General features: G+C 25.0%; 16 protein-coding genes. 8 read left to right on the top strand and 8 right to left on the bottom strand.

Annotated features, from left to right (window positions below; all coding sequences use genetic code 11):
- From ERUM_RS01295 to ERUM_RS01275, 5 genes are all read right to left on the bottom strand, one after another.
- On the bottom strand, positions 1 to 528 hold the full coding sequence (locus ERUM_RS01295; RefSeq protein ID WP_011256029.1) for a hypothetical protein: 528 nt from the start codon (positions 526 to 528) through the stop codon (positions 1 to 3).
- Positions 529 to 1,114: 586 nt separating this feature from the next.
- On the bottom strand, positions 1,115 to 2,095 hold the full coding sequence (locus ERUM_RS01290; RefSeq protein ID WP_011154920.1) for a hypothetical protein: 981 nt from the start codon (positions 2,093 to 2,095) through the stop codon (positions 1,115 to 1,117).
- A gap of 423 nt (positions 2,096 to 2,518) precedes the next feature.
- Entirely contained in the window at positions 2,519 to 3,373 is an 855-nt protein-coding gene (locus ERUM_RS01285) for a hypothetical protein (protein WP_231837235.1), read from the bottom strand.
- A 481-nt stretch (positions 3,374 to 3,854) separates the two neighbouring features.
- Positions 3,855 to 4,778 carry a hypothetical protein gene (locus ERUM_RS01280; RefSeq protein WP_011154918.1) on the bottom strand — a complete coding sequence of 308 codons (924 nt, stop codon included), beginning with the start codon at positions 4,776 to 4,778 and terminating at the stop codon, positions 3,855 to 3,857.
- Between the two features lie 454 nt (positions 4,779 to 5,232).
- The gene (locus tag ERUM_RS01275; protein ID WP_011154917.1) at positions 5,233 to 6,186 is read right to left on the bottom strand and encodes a hypothetical protein; all 954 of its coding nucleotides are present in this window, start codon (positions 6,184 to 6,186) and stop codon (positions 5,233 to 5,235) included.
- A gap of 539 nt (positions 6,187 to 6,725) precedes the next feature.
- Here ERUM_RS01275 and ERUM_RS01270 point away from each other — a divergent pair.
- The 8 genes from ERUM_RS01270 to mnmA all read left to right on the top strand — a co-directional run bounded on the left by ERUM_RS01270 (position 6,726) and on the right by mnmA (position 22,259).
- Positions 6,726 to 7,838, top strand: coding sequence for a hypothetical protein (locus tag ERUM_RS01270; RefSeq protein WP_011154916.1), 1,113 nt, complete (start codon positions 6,726 to 6,728; stop codon positions 7,836 to 7,838).
- 445 nt (positions 7,839 to 8,283) lie between these two features.
- Complete coding sequence (locus tag ERUM_RS01265; protein ID WP_011154915.1) at positions 8,284 to 9,312, top strand: hypothetical protein; 1,029 nt, start codon at positions 8,284 to 8,286, stop codon at positions 9,310 to 9,312.
- A gap of 288 nt (positions 9,313 to 9,600) precedes the next feature.
- Positions 9,601 to 10,626 (top strand): hypothetical protein, encoded by a 1,026-nt coding sequence (locus ERUM_RS01260; protein WP_011154914.1) that lies wholly within the window; start codon positions 9,601 to 9,603, stop codon positions 10,624 to 10,626.
- Between the two features lie 1,807 nt (positions 10,627 to 12,433).
- Positions 12,434 to 13,588: a hypothetical protein gene (locus ERUM_RS01255; protein ID WP_011154913.1), complete on the top strand. Its 1,155-nt coding sequence runs from the start codon at positions 12,434 to 12,436 to the stop codon at positions 13,586 to 13,588.
- Positions 13,589 to 14,460: 872 nt separating this feature from the next.
- Positions 14,461 to 15,402 (top strand): hypothetical protein, encoded by a 942-nt coding sequence (locus tag ERUM_RS01250; RefSeq protein WP_011154912.1) that lies wholly within the window; start codon positions 14,461 to 14,463, stop codon positions 15,400 to 15,402.
- Positions 15,403 to 16,417: 1,015 nt separating this feature from the next.
- A complete protein-coding gene (locus tag ERUM_RS01245) occupies positions 16,418 to 17,461 on the top strand; it encodes a hypothetical protein (RefSeq protein WP_011154911.1) in 1,044 nt (347 codons plus the stop codon).
- A 1,791-nt stretch (positions 17,462 to 19,252) separates the two neighbouring features.
- Positions 19,253 to 20,278, top strand: a complete 1,026-nt coding sequence (locus ERUM_RS01240; protein ID WP_231837234.1) for a hypothetical protein — start codon at positions 19,253 to 19,255, stop codon at positions 20,276 to 20,278.
- A gap of 868 nt (positions 20,279 to 21,146) precedes the next feature.
- Entirely contained in the window at positions 21,147 to 22,259 is a 1,113-nt protein-coding gene (gene mnmA, locus ERUM_RS01235) for a tRNA 2-thiouridine(34) synthase MnmA (protein ID WP_011154909.1), read from the top strand.
- Positions 22,260 to 22,939: 680 nt separating this feature from the next.
- Here the strand turns inward: mnmA and ERUM_RS01230 are convergent.
- Genes ERUM_RS01230 through ERUM_RS01220 form a run of 3 tightly spaced genes read right to left on the bottom strand, consistent with a single transcriptional unit; the run spans position 22,940 to position 24,627 of the window.
- On the bottom strand, positions 22,940 to 23,452 hold the full coding sequence (locus tag ERUM_RS01230) for a demethoxyubiquinone hydroxylase family protein (protein WP_011154908.1): 513 nt from the start codon (positions 23,450 to 23,452) through the stop codon (positions 22,940 to 22,942).
- Positions 23,436 to 23,915, bottom strand: coding sequence for a disulfide bond formation protein B (locus ERUM_RS01225; protein ID WP_231837233.1), 480 nt, complete (start codon positions 23,913 to 23,915; stop codon positions 23,436 to 23,438). The genes ERUM_RS01230 and ERUM_RS01225 overlap by 17 nt, the downstream gene beginning before the upstream one ends.
- A gap of 4 nt (positions 23,916 to 23,919) precedes the next feature.
- Entirely contained in the window at positions 23,920 to 24,627 is a 708-nt protein-coding gene (locus ERUM_RS01220; RefSeq protein ID WP_011154906.1) for a phosphatidylglycerophosphatase A, read from the bottom strand.
- Between the last annotated feature and the right edge of the window lie 45 nt (positions 24,628 to 24,672).

Genomic DNA, 24,672 nt, shown 5'->3' with positions numbered 1-24,672 from the left:
TCATTGTTTGTCTCTCACATATGCTGTCACTTCATCTATTATCTGTAGCAACGAACATTTATAACCATCTGAATAAATATAGTTTATAGCATGATGCATTAAACACATATTTGGTTTAGCATCTACATCCTGCATAATAATACTCTCAAGAGCTGCTCCCATTATAGCTCTTATAGTTTTATCATCTTCATCTTTATTATTATAGCTTTTGTTAGCTTCTATATAATCCATGTGTTTTTTTACTAATGGATCATCTTGTCCCTGTTGATAATAATTAAATTTATCAATAAGTTGTTGCTTTTCAACTTCAACATCATCGATAACAAAACATACTGGATTAATTGAAGATCCAGCTTTTCTTATAGTGGTATCTGCAGAGTTAATAATTTTTAATAAATTATTTTCAAAGGTTGAGATTTCTACTATTTCTTTATGGAACACTAAACGTAGAACACGGTAAAGAATTAGGTATACTACAATAGTAGCACAACACACTCCAAGGAATATCAAACCTCGCTTAGTAAACATATTCTCTCCAATAAAGAGTTTTTATACTAAATACTATATAATATAAATATTAGGACATAAAGTATTTTTTTTATCAAATAGGATTTACTTTATAATATTTATTAATGATTTAAAATAATAATTGAAACATCATAACATATAAAACAGTAATTTTTCACCTTATATTACAATTTTTAATATGATTAGTTAAGAATTTTATCAAGAAATATATAAGCCTACACACATACAATACTTCATTTCATTTTTGAATATTGCTCATAATATATTGAAGAATAAATATTTTAAATCAAAGATTTACAAAATCATAAGTTACTTTTTTTATTTCTAGTAACTTGATATACCACTTATAACTAATATTAACCAAAACCCATCTCATAAACAATGAGATTAATAAAACTTTTAGTTTAAAGTTTTTAAAGCTCAACCAATAATTATTCTACTACTTATACTTACAATTAAATAAATATTTTCATTTAAGTACTAATCAAATTAGTCTTAACTTCTCTAACAATCCTATAGTAACACATAACTAAAATTTACAAATAAAAGTAAAAATGATATGCTAAAAGTTATATACTATATCAACTCATACCATTCCATTGGTACGCGCAAGCATCTGTGTCTCTTCACAACAGGATTGAAGATATCCTCTTACAGGTTTTATAGGTATATCTTGTCCAATAGAAAAACTTGGCATATCATATGTATATATTACCTCCTTCACAGGATTATCTCCTTCCTTAAACAGAGTACTTTCACAACGTATCCTTTTTAAAGATTTTACCTTACCATCCTTTGGAATAAATATACAAGATACATAAGATGAATATTTTAAAACCCTACTATCACTTCTTTCAGGTGATATTAATAACTTCATACTTGACGGAATACCAGACTCATTTCCTGCAAAACCTAAAAGATACGTGTCAATATACACTCGATCATCACCTACATTATGACTATCATACCTAACCATCATATGTAAATTAGCCCTATCAGCCCAATTATCTTCTCGAAAAGGCTTAAGCATCATATATATACACTCTTTCTTAGTGACTATTTCACAGATCATTTTACGCAACAAATCTTGATATCCTTTTCCATAAAGGTAACTTATAGTATGATGTATTAAAGACATATTTGGTTGAGAATTTATATCTTGTATAACAATACTTTCAAAAGCTGCTCCCATTGTAGCTCTTATCATTTGATCATGTTCATCCTTACTATTATAGCTTACATCACCTCTTATATAATCCATGTGTTTTTTTACTAATGGATCATCTTGTTTCTTCCAATAATCATTGAATGTGCTAATAAGTAAATTTCCAACATGAATACCATTTACTACAAAACATACATTATCATTACAACAAGGTTTAACTTCCTTCATAGTAGTATCTGCTGTATTAACCATTGTTAATAAATTATTTTTTAATAATGATATACCTTGTCTTATACGTGATATGCATTGTATTAAATACATAATTCTAAAAACAATCATAATAAACGCCATAATACCTATGACACCTATTCCTATTATAAGTAGCTTATCATCTTTTATCATATACTTTTATCCGATTAATCTTAACATTAATTAATAATATAACATTAATATTAATAATATAAAACATCTTTATTATACAAGATTTACTATATAACATTTATTAAAAATTTAAAATAACAACAAAAACTCTGCAATACATAGTACAGTATTAAATTTAATGCTATTCGGATAAATCAAGTTCTTGTTCTAAAAGAATATAATCTTTATATGAACATAAGCAATATTTCTATTAACTAAAGATTGTTTATAATAGATAAAAAAAATATATATATAGTAATACTACAAATAAGTACTTCAATTCAAATAACCATTCAAACTGTGATAAATTTTTCAAAGTTTAATAGTAGTATATAGCAACCAAAACCTCATAAAAAAGTAAAGATACTTATATATTTAGCTAAAGCTTTTACTTACATACAACTATTATGCTGTAAGCGTTGCAGTATTTGCTGTTACATTGTCAAGTAAAGGTATGCTGTATTGCACTTGTTCTACAGTAGGTATACACTCCTTAACGAAAAAAGTTGGTATACTATATTGTACAGTATGTACTTTCATAGAACATCCAGAATCCTGAGCAATTAGAGATACAAACTCTCCGGAATATTGTAAAACTCTACTACTATGTTTTTTAGGTAATATAAATAACTCCATCATTGAAGAGAACGTATTACTATGTTCCATACCCAAAGCTGTTTCGTTCATAATTGGATCATTAAGTGTCATATTAACATAAAGCTGATTTGGAAACATTTTAATAATTACTGACGTCAAAGTTTTACTACTGTAATAACGTGGTAAAGAATACAATGTAGTTTCATTCATATATTCTTTTTGAGATACTACATTGTCTATTATATTTAGCAACAAGTTGTCATAGCCTTGAGCATAAAGATAGCTTATAGTATGATGTATTAAACACATATTTGGTTTCTCTTTTACATTTTGTATAAGAATACTTTCAAGAGCTGCTCCCATTATAGCCCTTATAGTTTGATCACTTTTACTATAACCATTATAACTCATAGTATTCTGAACATATTTCAAATGTTTCATTACTAACTTATCACTTTGTTTTCCCCTATAATAATAGAATCTGTCTGTAAGTAATGTTACAACATCCATACCATTTACATAAAAACTTATTCTACCTTTATAAGAACACTTACCATTTTTCATAGTAGTATCTGCTGAACTAACAATTTGTGATAATTTAGTTTGTAATAAACTCGGATTGTCTCTTTTCCATAAAATATGGAATATTGAGTAAAAAATCATAACAACAGCCAATAAAAAAAAGATAACTGCTATGTAACACAATAATAAGAAACCCAGATCACCCACTTTTATTTTTTAGTAAACTAATAAACTAATACTGTATAACATATGTATTAATAAGATAATAGATTTATCTTAATAAAATTTTATTTTATTAAGATTTATTAATAATTTTTAATAATAATTAAAAAATTCTAGATTGCATAAACAATAGTATTTTTAATATGATTAATTTAATATCACATTTTTACGTGTAATATGAACTTCATTACAGTATTGATACAACACCTGTTTTTCTTCAACATAACAAATAGAACTTTTAATTTACACTAAGCACTATATTTAAATAATAAATACGTGTTATTTCTAATAAGAACTTACCAAAACTATGACTTAGATTCTTTAAGAATTTGACAGCTAACATTAATTAACATACTATCAAACAAAGTAAATCTTACAAATCTATTAATATCAATTATTCCTATCTTATGTGTCCAACAGGCTTTTCCTGCATTTGACGTACTACTGTATCGATAAATTCTTGAGAAGATTTCCTGTCATATTCAATACATGGTAATTCTTTTCTTCCTGTAACAAGGAAACTTGGTACATTAAGAACACGTTTAGTAAATGAACTAGTTGTTAGAACGATACCTTTTCTTGATGAATATTGCAAAACATGACTATTATTTTTTGTAGGCAATACTAAGAATTCCATGCTTAAGTTGTCTGACTCTTCTTTACCAGAATTACATTCACTATCCTCCGCTGTAATACTATTACTAAGAGAAACTCTAAGACAAAGTTTATGTGATGGTCCTTCAGTATTATAATTAATCGTTACCTTTTGAATACTCATACCATTCCTATGCTTCTTTATTTCTTGAGTCCCCTGTTTTCTAATTAGGTGTGACATAACATGTCTTAATATACATTCATAATCTTCGGAATAGAGATAACTTACAAAATGATGTATCAAACACATATTTATATTACCATGTGTATCAGCTGTTTTAATTATACTTTCAAGTGCTGCCCCCGCTATTGCTCTTCTTAAGTTATTATCATCACCATTTTTCTTATAATTGCTATTATTTTTGACATATTCCAGATGTTTTTGTACTAATTCACATTCTGCCATACCATCATTATAATAAAGACATTTTTCTACAAATACTGCCTTAGCATGAACACCATTTATATAAAAAGAGACTTTACAATCATCATAGGACTCTCCTTTCAATTTAGTATCCAGCACATTCATCATACCTGATAAATCACGACGACATAAATTCATACGGTATCTATACATGACATATGCAATTATAGGAGCAATAAGAGCACCAACTAAAATGCAAGCCAAACCAGCCAATAACCACATTTGTAAAAAATTTAAATTATTCATTTTTATTTTCTAATTAAATAATTACTTAACTAATATACCATAAAATATTTTCTAATTTAAATAAATTTATTATTTTTTTTAAAAAGATTCATTAACAATTTTATAATTATAGCTAAAATTCTATACTATATACAAATAGTACAACATTTTTTCATACCATATTCTAAGACAGATAACCTTATAATTAACAACTACCTTCATAGAAAATACTAATCCATATTATAAATGATAAGTGACTACTATAGATATAAATTCCATATCTTCACAACATAAGCTAAAATAAATCTCTAATTCATGCGAAATATTAATACAAAAATTCTATCCTAAATAAATTACTATTAACTTTTTGTTATAAAAATCTAATAACAATACATAGATACTAACTAAAACTTTATAAACAAAAGTAAGTATATTACTCTCAACCTCTTATAAAAAACTTCATCAAATTAACTAATTAATGTGTCATACGAGTAATGCCGTCAAATGTGCAATATGGTGTTGTTCCCTCTTCAGGGATGCATAACTTGCCCTCAGACGGTCGTTCTGAAGAACATACATGTTGTTTAACAAAAAAAGTTGGCATACTACATGAAGATTGCACAAAATTCGCAATAGCATGTACGTTAAACAGATCTGATACAACAGAAGTAATATCTTTTTTTAAGGAATATTGTAAAACTTTATCATCACTCTTTGTCGGTGATATTAATAATTCCATATTTGAAGACAATATATTAGAATGTATCTCCCCGCACACATTTATTTCAAAAGAATCTCTCAATGTTACTTCAATACAAAGCTGATTTGGCAACATTTTACTATCGTACTTTATAACCATTTTTATATCAGTACTACTATCACTATATTCTGGTAAATATTTCTTCAACCCTGATATTTCATGTTCTCCAACTATCTTAGACACCATATTTAACAATAAACGCCTATAACCTTCTGAAAAAAGATAATTCATAGCATGATAAACCAAACAGATATTTGGTTTATCCACTGTACTTTCCATAATAACACTTTCAAGAGATGCTCCTATCATAGCTCTTATCATTTTATCACTGTCAGCATGACATTTATATAGCTCATGACTCCTTACATATTTAAGATGCTTTTTTACCAATTCATCATCCAATCTCTGCTTATAATAACCCAACCTATCGGTAAGTAGCTCTTTACTGTTAACACCATTTATATAAAAAGAAACACTATTATCACGACATATTACTTCTTTTATAGTAGTATCTGCTGTATCCACCATTTTTGATAGCTCAATTTGTAATAAACGCTCATTTCTCCTTTTCTCCAAAATATGTGGTACTACACAAATAGTAGTAACAATAGCTATTAAAAGAATAGCAACAATTATACAACATAACAATGCAATGTTTGAACTTTTCATTGTTTTATACTTCTAGTAACAATGGTTAACCTTGTATAACATAGTATATTAACAAATAAAAGATTTTTTTATTATAAACTTATATTAATGATTAAATTTAAAATAATAGATAAAATCTTATACTATATAAAATAGTACCATACCTTCATTCTTATAAATAATGTAATCTCCTAAACAGCATGATATCTAACTACCAATTTTATATTGTATATACCACCACAATATATTAAAAATAAAAGCTAAACTTAACTAAAGTAATGACAAATTAATCACATAAAACAAAAATATAAACTGTGTTAAAAATATCAAACAATCATATCTATATATATTAGGTTAATTAAATAATAATTTTCTACAGTAGTTTTTTAATAGCAATATCAGAGTATTTTGTAATACTATTAACTATATACTATACTAATATATAATTGTTATTCTCTACAACTTTCTAAAAAAAAAAAATTAAAGTAATATTAATTAATATACTATCTATTATATTATTCTATATAATTAAATTATCACTAATTAACATTTATTAAATAATGTTATCAATTTGTTACAATAAAATAACTAATAGTTTTACTATAGTCAAAATTATCACTTTTTTAATAATTTCTGTATTTCCAATATTATTAATACCAATTATAGCATTATATAGTGTACTTAACCACATATTTGATAGCAATATTTTCAAACAACATTTTAAATCCTTTTCTATAAAAAACTTAAAAGCAATTTTAACACCTAAACATGTTAGTTATTCAATAAAAACAGGCTTACAAACATTAATAGACATTCAAAATATAAGTATTGAAATAAATGGCTATGAAATTGATATCAATTATATACAAACAAAATTCAACGAATATATCAATTATAGAAATATGAGAAACGTACCACGACGTATGTTAACTCATATAGAATACATATCAAAAAAATGTAATATGACATATGAACAAGTTCAAAAGAAATTTTTTTATCGAATCATTTTAGCGTTAATACTTGAAGAACTTATAGAAGAATACAAACACGAAACAACTGATAACATACCTTACCCTAAACCTAATCCAAAAATTATTCATGAGATAATAACACGATGCAATACAGAAAATTACTTCAACGCACCTAAATATATTACCGGTAATATACTCAATATAAAACATCATTTATTTTTGAGAGAACATGGATACTCTAAAATTAAAATATCACTAGATACGATATTATTTACACCACAAGATAGCAACACTATAGTATGTAATATTACAGAAGAACTACAAATACCAGAAAAATACCAAAAATATTTTATATTAGACAAAGCAAGGTCATTTATTTCATCACTCACATTTACAATAGATGCAGAATCACAAAAAAATGACATATCATATAAAAATATAAGTTTTGAATTGAGCACTCCTATTAATCTCAAGAAATATACCATAAAAACATATTATAGAAATTTAGGAACAAAATCAAAAAACCATGCCGTATTAAGTGAGATAGATACATATAATAGCAGAATACATTTTTTATACGATTTTCCAGATTTGCAATCTTCTAATTCTCTATCATTATATAATGATAACACTACACAATATTCTGATGAGATATTAGAGTTAAGAAATACCAGAAATTCAGGCTCTTCTTATCATAGATAGATAATATAACCTTATTACCTAATAAAAAATGAATTGCAATTTTTCTGCAATATATAGCAACAACATACATTCTATAACAAATAATAAACGGCTAAAAATAAATTCATAAGCTTATAACTCTAACCATTCCTAACAAAATAGTGCGCCTAGTAAATCTTTATACTATTAACAATAATATTATAAAATTTATATATAAGTATATTAAAATATTAATATAAAAAAGAATCTTCAAAATTTTTTAAATAATAAAAATCCTAATATTTTTTTATACCTTACCTTTTATCTTTATATTATGTTATACTAAATATATAAATGTAACCTAGATATATTTTACATAAAAAATTAATAATATTTTATTAATATATTATATGATTAAATCATAATTTAATCATCCTTTATATTACAATGGATTAGTATCTCTACACAACACTAAATCAACAGTAGCATGTTTCATCTTATTAACTATGTTATGATAATATTAGTAGTATTATTTACTGCTATTATACATTGCATAAGAAAAAGATATATTCTAACATCCAATAAAAAAACAATTTTCAACACACACTTAACAGGTTTATCACAAAAAACTACAACAAAGATATTTTCTATATCAGACGATATAGACCAAGACATATTAACAGCAACTAACGCATTTGATAATATTCCAAATCTACAAATTATGTTCCATGATGGAGGAGTAATCGCTGATGCATTCATACGTACAAAACTAAGGGATTATACCCTACAAGATCTATCAAACATAGAACTAATGAAGCATACAAAATATATTTCTGATCTATTAAATATAAGATGCCTTAATCAATGTTACAAAACATATTCTAAAAGAATCATTATATCAGCAACATTGGATGAACTTTTTAAATACTACAACAATATGATTCCAGATCCTAGTATCACATATGAAATAGTAAATCACTTACACAATCAAGGATATGAAAAGTTAGGACACAAGTTCTTAGAGAAAATCTTACGTGAACAAGGATATCACCCTGAAAATATAAAAATCACTAGTAATATTATACATTTTACTATTATCAATACTAACAAAGTTCAGATATCCATCAATACAGATATGCTGATATCTGCAGAAAATACTCCTATTCATAATACTAAAATTAAAACAAATACTACATTTAACTTATCGTTAGTAAATTTAACACCAAATTTCACATCAGTATTATACACAGATACAAATCTAACTCTAGGAATTCCCAATCAAATAAAAAACTATATTACACAAAAATCCATACACAAAACAAAAGTGGATGAAGATATCAAGTGTGCTACTATGGTATTCAAAAACAATAGAAAATCTAACCTAATTAAAAAAAATTGTGAATATTGCTATTTAAAATACAAATTACCAAACCCTGTATCTACCTCATTAAGTGATCAAGAAATTCAAGGATTAAATATGCTATTACATAACAACACTAATCTTTTTAAAAGCTAATTCTTAAAATCATAAGTAGTATAGTAATTTTTTTATTATTTAATTTACTAAAAGATCACTTAATACTAAACTACACCATGATAAATCTTAATAATAGGACCCAACAGTATACTTAAAATAAATATAGCTCACAAGTTCATAAATCAATTATACGGCAATAAATATCTCTAATATTCAGAATATACAAAAAGCTATAAAGTAAATAGTATAATTAATATTAATAATTATTTTAATACTATTTAAAACAATTTTATATATTTATTTATAAATGAAATACTTTTATAATATATGATAGATAGTACTACTATTATTGAAATAATTGCAATAGTGTTATTAGCACTACTAACACTACTTACATTGTTATTACTCCTGTATACAAAATATACTAATAAAAAGACTGAAAAACCAATTTTCAGCTATCATTTAAAAAATCTTTCGCATGACATTGTACAAAATATGTTATATCCACCAGATAACATAAAAAATCAAATATCTACAGGGAAGAGAGCATTTAACAACATCCACACTTTACATATTGATATACCACCAACAACAGATACCCAATTTAAGCAAGAATTAGAAAAACAACTAGCAGATTACAAATCAGAAAATATATCAAATCCAATTATAGCAAAACATTTAACATACCTATCACACCACTTAAAAATATCATCCTATGAAAAACTATTTGACATATATAAAGAAAGAATAATTTTAGCTGCAGCTTTTGAAAAAACAATAGCAACACTAAAACCAAACTTAACGCTCGATCCACGTACAACACATGATATAATAAACCATATCGGATATACAGGTTTTAAAGACAAAATTTTAGATAATATTTTAAATCCAAACTCTAAACCAACTTACCGTATAATAAATAATAATAAAAAAATACATATCATCCCATCAAGTCAATGTGAAACTGTGATTCATATTACAAATAATGTATCTATACATAAAATTACAGATCCTAAAAAGAAATATTCTTTTAATACTAACTTATCTTTTTGCATACTACTTCAAAATAACAAATTATCATATACCCAAACACTGTTTTCATTCAATCTTCCTAAGGAAATAAAACATCATATGACAAACAAAAAAAGAACTGCTATAGACATGGCAACCAATCCTATACCAGCAGAACTAAAATTTGCTACATTAAATTACAAAGGCAAATCTAGTACAAACAAGCAATATCCTTATATAATTGAATATGCTATGCCAAATCCTACTCCATTAAATTTAGCACAACTAAGTAACCATTCATCTAGAATATCACATAGTCAAAATATTACTTTCCAAAGATAATACCAATAACTCTATAATAAATAGAATATATCTATAAAACATAATTTAATATTCTACATTAAATTTTAAACTATTATTAGATTTAGCATAACAGAACAATTCATCTTTATTTAGAAAATATTATAACTTCAAGCATTACTTTATACATTAGTAATCATCAATATATTTAAATACAATAAGTCTATGAAATAACACTATCCCATACAGAAATTGAATGCTATGCACAATAACTAATTAGGTCTTTTTCTAAAATATTATATTATAAACATTACCTCACAAGTAGGTAACATCAATAACCGTCATAATATAAAAACTAAGTATGTTATGCAAACCATAAACTATTGAGTTCAACATAACTAACTAAGTTCTCTAAGAATATCACATATTACAACATCATAAGTAGGCAATATCAATAGCCGCCACAGTATAAAACTGAGTACGTTTATAGAATTTTACACTACTCATTTTAGTACAACTAAGTAGGTCTTTTTAAAAAGACTACACTGCAAAATATCAAGTTACTATAAATCTATAATGCTATAAAAAAAACTGATATGACATAGGTATTATGCATTGCGTTATATATTAGGTAATATAAAGAATACTACCATAAATACAATATACCTTAAAAAGGTATATTCATAATATAAAAGTACAATATAATCTTACCTTGTAAGACTCTCAATACTTAAAACATGTACCTACTATAAAAAAACCTATATGGTATAGGTATTACGCATTGTGTTATATATTAAGTAATATAAAGAATACTACCATAAATATCATATTAAAAAGGTATATTCATAACATAAAAAGTACAATACAATCTTATCTTGTAAGACTCTCAATACTTAAAACATGTACCTACTATAAAAAACTGATATGACATAAGGTATTATGCATTGTGTTATGTATAAATAATATAAAGAATACTACCATAAATACAATATACCTTAAAAAGGTATATTCATAATATAAAAGTACAATATAATCTTACCTTGTAAGACTCTCAATACTTAAAACATGTACCTACTATAAAAAAACCTATATGGTATAGGTATTACGCATTGTGTTATGTATAAATAATATAAAGAATACTACCATAAATACAACATACCTTAAAAAGGTATATTCATAATATAAAAGTACAATATAATCTTATCTTGTAAGACTCTCAATACTTAAAACATGTACCTACTATACAAAACCTATATGGTATAGGTATTACGCATTGTGTTATGTATAAATAATATAAAGAATACTACCATAAATATCATATTAAAAAGGTATATTCATAATATAAAAGTACAATACGATCTTAGCTTATAAGATTCTCAACATTTAAAACATGTACTTCCTATAACGAATGTTTTAAAAATACTAGATGATATTTAATTTAGAATAACACTATTACTTAGGATAAAAAACATACACCCTAATTTCTTTCAACAATAATAAACATAAATTAAAATAACAAACTAACCATAAAATACACAATTTAGTACAATTATCTGATATAACATCAGTGTTATAATACATATTACTTTAATTTACATAGATAACACACAACTTATTATATAAGTACATATGCTATAACATAAAAGATACTATGACCTACAAGTAATAATAAAATATATTACATTTAATAAACTCGTAGGTTTAAATAGCAATTATTCTAAAAAATCACACTCCTGACTTCTTTTACTCTAAATACTAATATTATATATATTAACACTTTACGTCTCGTTATAAGAGTATATAATTTTACTTAAATCACTAACATATTAATAAATTTTTACTATAGATTATGCATGATATTACTAATATAATTATTACTGTAACTACAATATTAACCATTATTATCGTATTAAACATCGTATTATTTCACATATTTTCATTACTTATTAATCAAGATAACAGTTATAGAGCTAATACAATAACTTTAAAAGTATATCCACATACCTTATCAAAGGACAGTATAAAAAAAATGCTATCTCAAAACAATGAACACACCATTACAGGAAAAAACATAGAGAGCAATCCACTTAACTTAAATATCTTAATCAACTCAATAGACCTTACTACATTAGAAAAAAAATTACAACAACATCACCAACACAATAACCATATAGAACTTTTACATTTTATAAGAAATATGCACACTCAATACTTATCACAAGTATTAAACATAGCACCTAATACTAAAAAGTTTAATAATTATACAAATAGAATTAATTTGGCTACATTTTTAAGCACAACATTCTCAATTTTTTGTACAGTTGTATCTACAAAGTTTATCCCTCCAAGTTTAAACATAATACATGAATTAGTAACTCATCTTCATCACACAGGATATGAAGCTTTAAGCTATAATACTTTGACACATATATTAAAAGATAACAAAAAATATACAATAACAATGACTAACAAAAATATAGAATTTCTACTAACTAATACATCTAATAGACTTGGAGTTAATATTTCTACAAACATGTCAATTTGTAAACGTAGTAACCCTAACATAAAATATAATGTAAGTACTATATATTCTTTCAATATTTCACAATTAGGTCAAACATATAACAGTGACATATCATATACTAACATGTATTTTACATTATTTTTTCCGAAAACAATGAGACACTTTATTAATATAGAAGGACATTATACAGTACAAAATTCCACTAAATTTTTACAAGAAAATGCAAATTATCCTATACTCATTTTTCACACTCAAGACTATAATAACCAGTTTATTACACAGTATAAACTACCATGTCCAATAACAGTACACTCATTAACAAAACTACAGCTTAATTCGACAGAAAATAGAGAATCTACTAAACAAAGCATTAGTACTACAACAAAACCTTCTCAACAACAAAGAAAAGCATTACACTTACAAGTTGAAACAGATGGTATTTCGCACTTTGTTGTTAATCCATCTCACAAAAAAAGGTAATAAAAACATTCATCATCACAATATGCTATAGAACTTTTAACTAGAAAAGTGTTATTGATACACTTTTTTAAACTAATTAAAACAGCACAATAAAAATATAAAAAGAATTTTTATAGTCTTATTCATTCAATGTTTACCATTTCAAATGATAACAATGTTTCCATTGAGTATATTTTTACACGTCTTCATTAAAGTATTATATGTAACCTAATAAATAAGTACTCTCTCAACGTATATAACTCAACATTATCGATAAACTAAACAACCTATAATATTTCACACAAGCAAAGTTTCTTACATAAATACAAATTCACTTTAACCTTTTACATATATAATATATCACTTATCAACTTATCCTTTACATATCTTCAACTAGAATATCTGGTGTTACTACTATAAATGCACCAATATACAATAGACTACTAAATACTAATGCTAGAATGGTTATTGTTTTTGTAATCAAAACACTTAAAAAGTTATTTTACAAAAACAATAATTCTTTATAACAAATATATTATTATAGATAATCAAAATATTTTATATAATCTACAATCAATATATTAGATAATATTAATATACAAAATACTTTATCATTAATGATTAATTTTTTTTAAACTATTTTCAACTAATGAGCCTCTCTACAGTAGTACTTTAATATCTACACTAATAGCAGTAATAAATATCAATGATATCAATTTTCATAGTTACAAGTCCATGTGGATAATTACCTTTTAATGAATAAAAAAACATTTAAAAATACAATTAAGTAATAAAAGATTAAAAAAATTTTAATTTTTTTAAAAATATATTTATATATATTAATTTTTCTGTTAAAATTGAATTATTATATATAAACTTATATAAAAAATCATATGAATAATAATCTTTTAACTTACATTTTAATATCAACAATAGCCATAATTGCTATCTTATTCACTGTTGCTGTTTTTTACATAAGATTATACTACAACAATAAATATGACATTGCACCTTTTGTAAAAAAAATATCAACCCTATCATTTGATAAATTAGGACAAAAGTTTACTTTAACAGATAGTACAATAAAAGAAACCTCCAGTGCATATAAGAATGTAGAAATATGTATAGGTAAGACTATTATTACAGATCAAGATATAATAAAAGAATATAATGATAACAATAGTGAAGGAAACAATGAACTTATAAAAAAACATACACAATATCTAGAAGAAAACACTACTGGTAAAAATAAAACCACTTACCAGAACATCCAAGAAAGAATAAAGCTAGGAGTAGCCCTTGAAAAGATTTTCATAAGACATACATCTAACGTACCAGATATAAGCCTAATACATCATATGTTAAGCTATATCTATGCACCAGATTATTTACATTCATTATATAATATGCTGGATGATACAATAGAAAAAAAGTCAGATTATTGTACAGCTCATAGTACAACTCCTATAAAAATTCAAATTAAAAATTTACCTGACACTATGCCAAATCAATTTCTCATCAATATAGCATTAGAAAAAACATTAACTTCAAAAAAGAATCCTGAACTCCTTATACCTCTTAACGCAAATATTAGATTCCTAATATCATTACCACATAATGACAATACAACTTTATATTACTCATCAGGGGTAATAGACACGTATACATCACAACCAATACATACTACTATTACTACTACTAAAGAAACATCATCTAATATATCAAAATACTCTACTATAGAGGCAAAATACATACTACCAAATTTTGTAATTCAGCACAATGCATCTGAGTCTCACATACAGCAATTATGTGATACTCAACAACGTATCCGTTAATAAATATACATACATATTTATTAAGACTGGAGGCTGAATACTAAAAGTTAAGATTAAATTTTTCATTATATTTATTATTTGATATAACAAAAATTACTGTAAAAAAATTTGTATTAATGAATATAAAATAACCTACACTGATAATATGTATATATTAATGTTCTTAATAAAGACAACTTTAGTTTACAAAAAAACAGTATAGATACTCTTTATGTAAAATATATTATTAATACAAATCTTCAAGTTCTATATTTATTACATGAGTATCATAAAAATATTACAAATAACTTACAGTATGTAAGAAATACAAAAACTATGTATTTATATTACTAATAAATACCATGCTTTAATCTATAAAAAATAATATAAAAGTTCATAAATTAGTAACAAATAGAAAATTCAAACATATTTGATCATTAGTCAAATCACGTACAATTATAATTTTTAAACTTTAAAGCAGGAATTATAGAAATTGCAAATATTAAACTCACAAAAAATCACATAATTCAATTATGAACTGTATACACAACTAAATAAATCATAGATACCTTAATAGGTATTTTCACTACTTAGACTAAACAAATTATACTAGATGATAACATAAATATAATAGTGACTATTAAATAAACCTACCTATAATACTACCATCATAACATTACTTGGTTATAAACTACCCTATAAAAGATAATATTATAGTCCAATTATGTATTTGCTTATGTTATCACTATACAAGCGATTTTACAACGACCATATTACAAGAAATTTTATTATCAAAATATTTCTCATAAAACTTAAATAAGTAATAATCTTATAATAATTAATTTATAAAATATGAATTTACTTTTCTAAATAAAATAATAATTGTACGAATATATTAATAATATATTATAATTTTTTAATTTAACCTATACTAGAATTATTGACTATTTTAATTAAAAATTACATAATAATTGAGAGTTTATTTATATAATAAGTATTTTAACACATTAAGCATTAACATATTAATTTTTATAACATGTTACCCATAGTATTACAACTTTATAATAGCATGAGCCAAAAATATTGTTTAACAATATGGGCATTTATTACTTCATTCACCATAGTAATTATTGCGATCACAGTTTTTTATCTTACGTTACTTATGTATAAAAAACTCTCAAGTGTAGTACGTTCTAAAACAATCCCACCAACCATTCAAGTTATACCAGGTCTATCACAAAGCAATTTATCACAAATAATTTCTTCTGCAGATACTACAGTACAAAGCACTATAAGTCCTCATAATGGAAATCTGTACTTGTATATAAACAATACGGCTGTAAGTTTCAAGACAATAAAATACCTTATTAAATGTTACAAAACGATAGTAGATAATCAAGAGCACAATCCACTGCTAACAACACATGTATCATACTTAGAAGAATCAATAGCGCATTGCAATTCCTACTTCTGCGAAATAGATAGGGCTATATTAGGAGTATCTCTTGACAATACTTTCGGTCTATATACAGGAGGACAAGAACCAAATATACATATAATACATCACATGATAAATTATATGTATACTACAAGTTATATTAATGCATTATCCAATATAATAAACAATATACTAAATGATCCCTCAAGATATAGACTAATAAATACTGCAGCTCGCCCAGACATCATCATCTCTTATAATACTTTAAAACCAGATCAATTTTCACTTAATGTAATATTTGAAAGATCATTAAAAACAATAGAGAAAAAACCTCGCATATATCCAATTATTGCAGGAATAAGGTTTATAATATCATTACCACAAGATATAAGTGAACCTGCACAATACTCAAGAGGAAAAATTTTTTTAAATTTTTCCAACATACCATATAGAGTCATGTCGCGTGCTGTTTACAGACCAGCAATATGTAATATATCAAAAGAGGATATTGAAATAATATACGACTTACCAGATTTTACAACTCAACATACCTCATCTATAGAACAAATATCAGAAGATATGTTGATAACACATAATACAACAAATACACCTAGTCTAGAAAACAGCACAAGGCAACGTTAAATATATTCCTGTTTTATTTATTGTGTAGATAATACTGCTACATATATAGATTAGAAATTTCTATACATAATAAAAATAGTTTTTAATAAATATCAGTATTATATAGTTATTATACAATAAGCTTATAATTACTTACCTATAGTACAAATTTACACTATTAGTAAAAAATATATAAGAATCTATAACCTAAGCTTATCCAAATAAAAAACAAAATTGTAATTCTATATCAAAAGCAAAAATTTATTATTTTATCAATAAATACCAACAGTATATTATATAATTATAAAGACAGATCAATGACAAAATTCTTATAATGTGGAACATATGAAATCAATAGATCAGGATTTAGGAAATGATAGTTACAATATTAGCTTATACATTATTAATAATAAATAATACAAAACTATACTAACTACATAATAATAAACTTCATCAGCACCAAAAACAACGTTGCATTCTACATAATAAGTAAAAACTGATCATTTTATTACAACTAGCATTAATAAAACACTAGTCACATACTAAGACATTAGATAATATTTTTATTATACAAGTTTTGTGTATTACAAACAAAGTAATCTTGTTTAATACCCAAAAAAAGAAAAATTGATACTATATACTTATAATACATACTTTCAAGGAATTCACTACAATTGAAATTATATAGGTTAATTATATAATTAAATTAATATCAATCTTTAGTATATACAAATTCCTACAATTTCATTCTAAACATAATGTAAGCTATATTAGATAATATAATTTAGTTATATAATTATAAAAAAAGTTTCATAAAGTTACAAAACCTTAATAGTAAGTACATAACAATTCACTAAACTTACTAAAATACATATACTGGTTAAAAAATATTGTACGATTTTCAATAACCATACATGTAATTTTTTTTAACATATCCCATGTAAATGCCACTATAATCATAATACAAAATTCTTACACAAAACCTTTACATAACATAATTCTACAATTAGCAATCACTTTATTGCATTATAAAAATAGATAAGTAGTATTAATGAATAACATGACCCACACTTTATTCAACAAAGTATTAAAAATCTACTAATGCTTCACCTACAAACTATAAAAATAAATAGATATTTATATACTGGTATATTAATTTTAATTATATGCTTTTGAATCAAGTGTGTTTTAAAGCATACATCACATTAATTACACTTATCTAATAAAAAATTTATAAAAATCTTTACCTAACATAATTTCACAATAGCTAGTACATACTCCTTTACACAAAAGATATATATTAATAACAATACTTTACTATTAAATAATAGTATTCAATAAAATGTTTTACATACAAATCATAAAAATGAACAGTGATTTTACTTCAGTGTGTTCTTTGATAGGAAAAAAAGTAATGGCAAGGTAGTTTATGTACTATTTAATAGATTTTCCTATAAAATATTATCATTACAAAGTATATAATATATCTTGATTTAACATAATATAATTAAAATATTAATACTATATAGTATTTTAACAAAAACTATCTTTTTAAGTAATAAGTACTAGTATTATATAAATTTACAGTAAATTTCATACACAGAATAATTAGTATTATTAAGTTTTTAATCTCTTCTTAAATAATTTACTTGAAAAATTAACATAATTAATGCATTATTATATAAAGAGACTAGTAAGTTTATTAATCCGATTACTAAGGTCACTATAATGTTTTTATTCCTATTAAAATCTGAAAGTACATACAAGTATCTTTTTATCACAATGGTAACACTTATATCATTACTTTTACTCATGTTAATAGTTATCAGAGTAATATACTTTAGTAAAGATAAAAGCAGTCTTGATCAAAAGAAACTTATCTTCCAGGAATACATATCAAGTCTTCAATTCAATCACTTACCAGAAATGATAATTTCTGAAAAGCTAAGTCAAGACACTATACGTGGAACGTCTGCTTTTATAGATATCCCACGTACCAAAATAGAAATTAATGGACACATAATTCACAACAAGGATGAAAAAAATGATGGTACTAATACAATAGAAAAAGTACAATGCAAAAATTCTTACAAATTTAGTAGCCTTGAGCATCTTCATAAACAATATGTATATAGCTTAATAGGATCTGATAGTGATATTTCAGCTTTAGATCATAGAATTAAAGCTGCTGCATATCTTGAACACATATTTAAAGAACATGGACAAATACCTCAAAGAAATCTCATACATGAATTAGTTACTTACTTACATCAAGGAGCATACATAGGACAACCGCTTATATTAATATATGATAGTCTTATAGAACATATTGCTAAACATAACGAACACATAATAAGCAAAGATTCTATAGTATCAATCAAAGTACTCAACCGTCATTCTATTCAATTAAATATAAAGCAAAAGTTAAATGTTAAGACTTTTGACAGTGATTACAACCTAATAGATAAACCAAAGTATACTATTAATCCTGAAATATCTTTTGTAATGTCATCAGTACCAAACAACATTACAAGTCCTATCTTGTACAGTCAAGTTCAGATAAAATTTAATAAACCTAAACCTTTATCAAAATATTTCAGTACTGGGACACGCGAACATATAAAAAATGGTCATAAGTTTATTGTATCAATAAAAAACGGTATAAATAAAGTAATATTAAGAATGTCTAATTTTAAGTCACCACCTCATTCAGCATACCTACAAAGTAAAGGAGATTACAAAATCTCAGAATATTATGCTCAAGAAGATGCTCATACTTATTTAGATAGTACAACATGTAGTGGATCTTGTTCAAGACAAAAACCTGATACATTATAGAACATATAGTATCCTCTGTATAAAATACAAGCATTTTAATGTAAGCAATTGATAATGCTACAAATAGTACTATTATTTTTTATGATTAACTACTTACAATTACTTATATAATCTTAACTAGAATATATATCATACTTAACCATAAAAAAACTTACAACATAGTTATATATAATGAATAGCAATTCCATTTATATTATAAATACTGCAACTTACTTACAATACTGTATATTTTAAGGGAAATATAGATAATTTCTAATAACAAAAAATTACAGATCCATATCACAAGAAGTAATAACTGCACTTCGCCCCATAAATATATTTAATATACTTATGGTATAATAAACTATATAGCAGATTCTTAGTTTAAATAGCATATACAATTTTTAATCATAAAAAATTTATAGAATAGTTATAAAACTACAAAAAATAATACTCTAATCCTATAGGATAATATTTCTTTAATTTATCTTGAATCATTTTTTATAGTCTTAAATCAAAAGGTTTAGGTAATTCTTAGTAGAAAAAATTACAGTATTACATTATGCGATGAGTAATAACTAAATTTAATACTATAAACCCATTGAATCTATTTTTTAACATCATATAACTTTTAATACAATAAATACAATTAATCTACATTTACAAAAATTAACAGCGCTTCACATAAAATACCAGATCTAATAGACCAGTTAATACCTAGGTCATTAACATGTATATATTATAAAAAAATGCATTATTAATTTATACAGATATCACCATTCATAAAATAACAAATAAACTTTACTCCCAAATATCAGACCAAAATAATTACACATTTTATATATTAAATTTACGTGTTATAATCCTAAAAATACACTTTATTCTAATAATGCTAGATGATTTTAAAATAGATTTATTAGTTAAAAATAAACCACCTACATCAACAACTGCAGTTGTTGCAATGTCTGGTGGAGTTGATAGCTCAGTAGCAGCAGCACTACTGCATAAATTAGGATATAAAGTCATTGGGATAACTTTACAACTATATAATAACAACAACAATAGTAATACAAAAGGTGCATGCTGCGGCAGTTTAGATACACAAGATGCAAAACAAGTAGCATCAAGCATGGGATTCCCTCATTATACTCTGAACTATGAAAAAGTTTTTAGAGAAGAAGTTATAGAAGATTTTATAGATACATATACACAAGGTAAAACACCTATACCATGTATAAAATGCAATCAAGTTATTAAGTTTCGAGATCTACTTAATGCAACAAAATCACTTGGTGCTGATGTATTAGTAACTGGACATTACATTAGAAAAATAGAACAAGATGATGACATATACGTATATTCAAGTAAAGATACAAAAAAAGATCAAAGTTATTTCCTATTTGCAACTACAGTTGAACAATTAAGGTTATTAAGATTTCCATTAGGCAATTTTCATAAAGAAGATATAAGAAAACTAGCTAAATACTTTAATTTACAAGTTGCTAATAAACCAGATAGCCAAAATATATGTTTTGTCACAGATACATATAAAAAAACAATTGCTGAATTAAGACCACATACAATCAAAAAAGGTAATATAATAGATATTAATGGAAATATACTAAGTCAGCATAATGGTATAGTTAATTTTACCATTGGACAAAGAAAAGGGATAGGTATATCTTCTAAAGCCCCATTATATGTTATAAAACTAAATCCAGATACTAATGAAGTAACAGTTGGACCAAAATCTGCATTGCTACAAAATAAGTTATATATCAGAGAAATTAACTGGTTAGCAAAAGAAAAAATTCCGCATAATGGGTTAAATGTTAAAGTTAAATTAAGATCATCTCATTCAGGTAGTCCTGCTACCATTTTCCCCAACAATAACAATACAGCAACCATATTATTACAAGACAGTTACTGTACTGTTACTCCTGGACAAGCATGTGTAATATATGATCATGACAGAATGCTAGGTGGAGGCTGGATATGTTAATGAATTTGATGAACAACATATAACTCAAGCATATATAATAGAGAATAATAAACATAACCAACAATTTGTATTAATAAAGTATGTTTATCACAAATAATAACTACAGAAACTAATTTCTAAAACACTATATAAAACTAAAAAAAATACAGATAAGAAAAAGATGAATATTAAATTGATCAAAAAACATAATTAAAAAGCATACAGAATTACCAATAATCAGTATTAGTAATATTTCTGTGAAAAAATTACTAATAAATATATATATACATAATGTAAGATGATAAAGTATTACATAGAGAAAGTAGCTTGTCGTATATTAATCACTCATATTATCAAAAACAATACCTAAAACTGGTAGTAATCAATCGCAAAAATATCTAACAAATTGCTTAGATAAAAAAACTGCATAACTAACTAACAACTAAATATTCTACAATCGCAGGATAATATCTTATGAATTTTACAATAACTAGCATGTATATTTAATATGTAGGTCTATTCCATAAAAATACAGTTAACTTATTCTATAAAAACTCATGTAACTACTTATTACACAACACATATAACCTATTCCCCACTTTAGCAGGTCTATTCAAAAACAAATTAAACAAATATAAGCAAATTCATGTACTAAAATATAAAATCTACCTATAGCAAACTTTTTCAGCTATTTTTTTGTATTATATCACTTTAGAAATGCCAATAGCTACTCTACACATATTTTTTATTAAATACGATAAAACCCTATACTCCTGAGAGCTTTCAGAATTATAAGATGCAGCTATATCATGATGTTCTAACTCTTCATCACGAAACTGCACTATTTTATCTTTCAATTCACCATCTCCTAAAACTGATATTTGATCTTGATAATGTTCACTTATTACATCTTCAACTGCAACAGTACATGCCATAGCTGCACCTTCCCCTAACATAGCTGTTGTAATTCCTAACATAACTCCCATAACATGCCATATAGGCATAAAAGCTGTAGGACGTACCTTTTTCTCTTTCATAACAGAATCAAAGTAAGCAAAATGTCCTTGTTCCTGTTTTTTCATTTCCATAATCTTTCTACCAACCAACTTCTTACGTAAGACTAACTCTTGACCATGATATATACAAACTGCACCATACTCCCCAGCATGATTTACTCTAATAACTTGATCTAAAAATTTATTTTCTCGCAACATACTGTTTAAAAAATAAATGAATACTAAAAATTAAACACAATAAACAATATATAAGATTACAAGTAGCCATAGATAATCCCATAAATAGAAAAGTAGGACGGTTACAGGATACGACTATATTTTTATCTAACAAAGCATTCTTAATATCATCAAATGTTACAGATTGTAGAGTATCTGCACATCCAAAAATATCTGCAACCCAACTATGCTCCAAAGCAACATGATAACCAGATATAAAAATATTACATATATAACACAAAGACATACAGAAAAAAATAACCTTAGAAGGTTTCAATAAATATACAAAAAATAAACCTATTGTAATAAAGTATGGTACCCGTTCATACATACACAACTTGCATGGAAGCATCAAAAATAAGTATTGAGAAATATATGCAACAGCTAACGCAATAATACTAGCTATAAAAAGGAAAGTTACACTATAATTACTAAGTACCCTCATCATTCTACCTGAATTTCATCAAAGTAAAAATATATTTGTTAAAAATCAATGCATTATTAATAGTTAAATCAAAACATATAAATGCAGCAAGATACATAACTATTAACGTATATATGGCCAATATTAACCCTTCAGACATTATCGAGAAGCAATTATTATATAATATCTGCATACTAGAAATTGGCCAAGGTTTTATTACTTCAATCATGTTAAAAAAGACAAATGGTACCAAAAAAAACATCAAAAAATGCATAAAATCATTAAACCAAGCAGGACATATAAAGACACCATGACATATTTTATTATATAATATCGATAAGCTATTATATATTGCAACTATTGCAGGCATTGCTAATCCAACAACAAGAAACTGTCCTGTTACTATCTGTGCTACTATAGTATCACTTCTATCATCCGCAGAACTATTAGACTGAAAAACAAATATTGATATTAATCCTATTATCAACAGAACTAATGATATCTTCAAAAAAAATGCAGCTATCATTGAAGCCATTACCATTAAACCATATGACATATAAGACATACCATAAACCAGGTAAAAAAATACATATCCCAATATTAGAGATAAAAGAGCTGCCCAATGACTTTGCCATGCTGGTAAATACCCAGTACCCATAAAAGTACTAATTAATTTAACAGGTAATATCTTACCAATTAGTTTGACTAAAATTTGACACCATGAAGTTAACATACGCTAATACAAAAATATAAATTATCTTTTAAACAAGTTAAGCAT

Source organism: Ehrlichia ruminantium str. Welgevonden, assembly GCF_000026005.1.
GTDB classification, from domain to species: Bacteria; Pseudomonadota; Alphaproteobacteria; order Rickettsiales; family Anaplasmataceae; genus Ehrlichia; species Ehrlichia ruminantium.
Note: the sequence above shows the minus strand (reverse complement) of the source record. Positions and strands in the feature narration are given on the sequence as shown.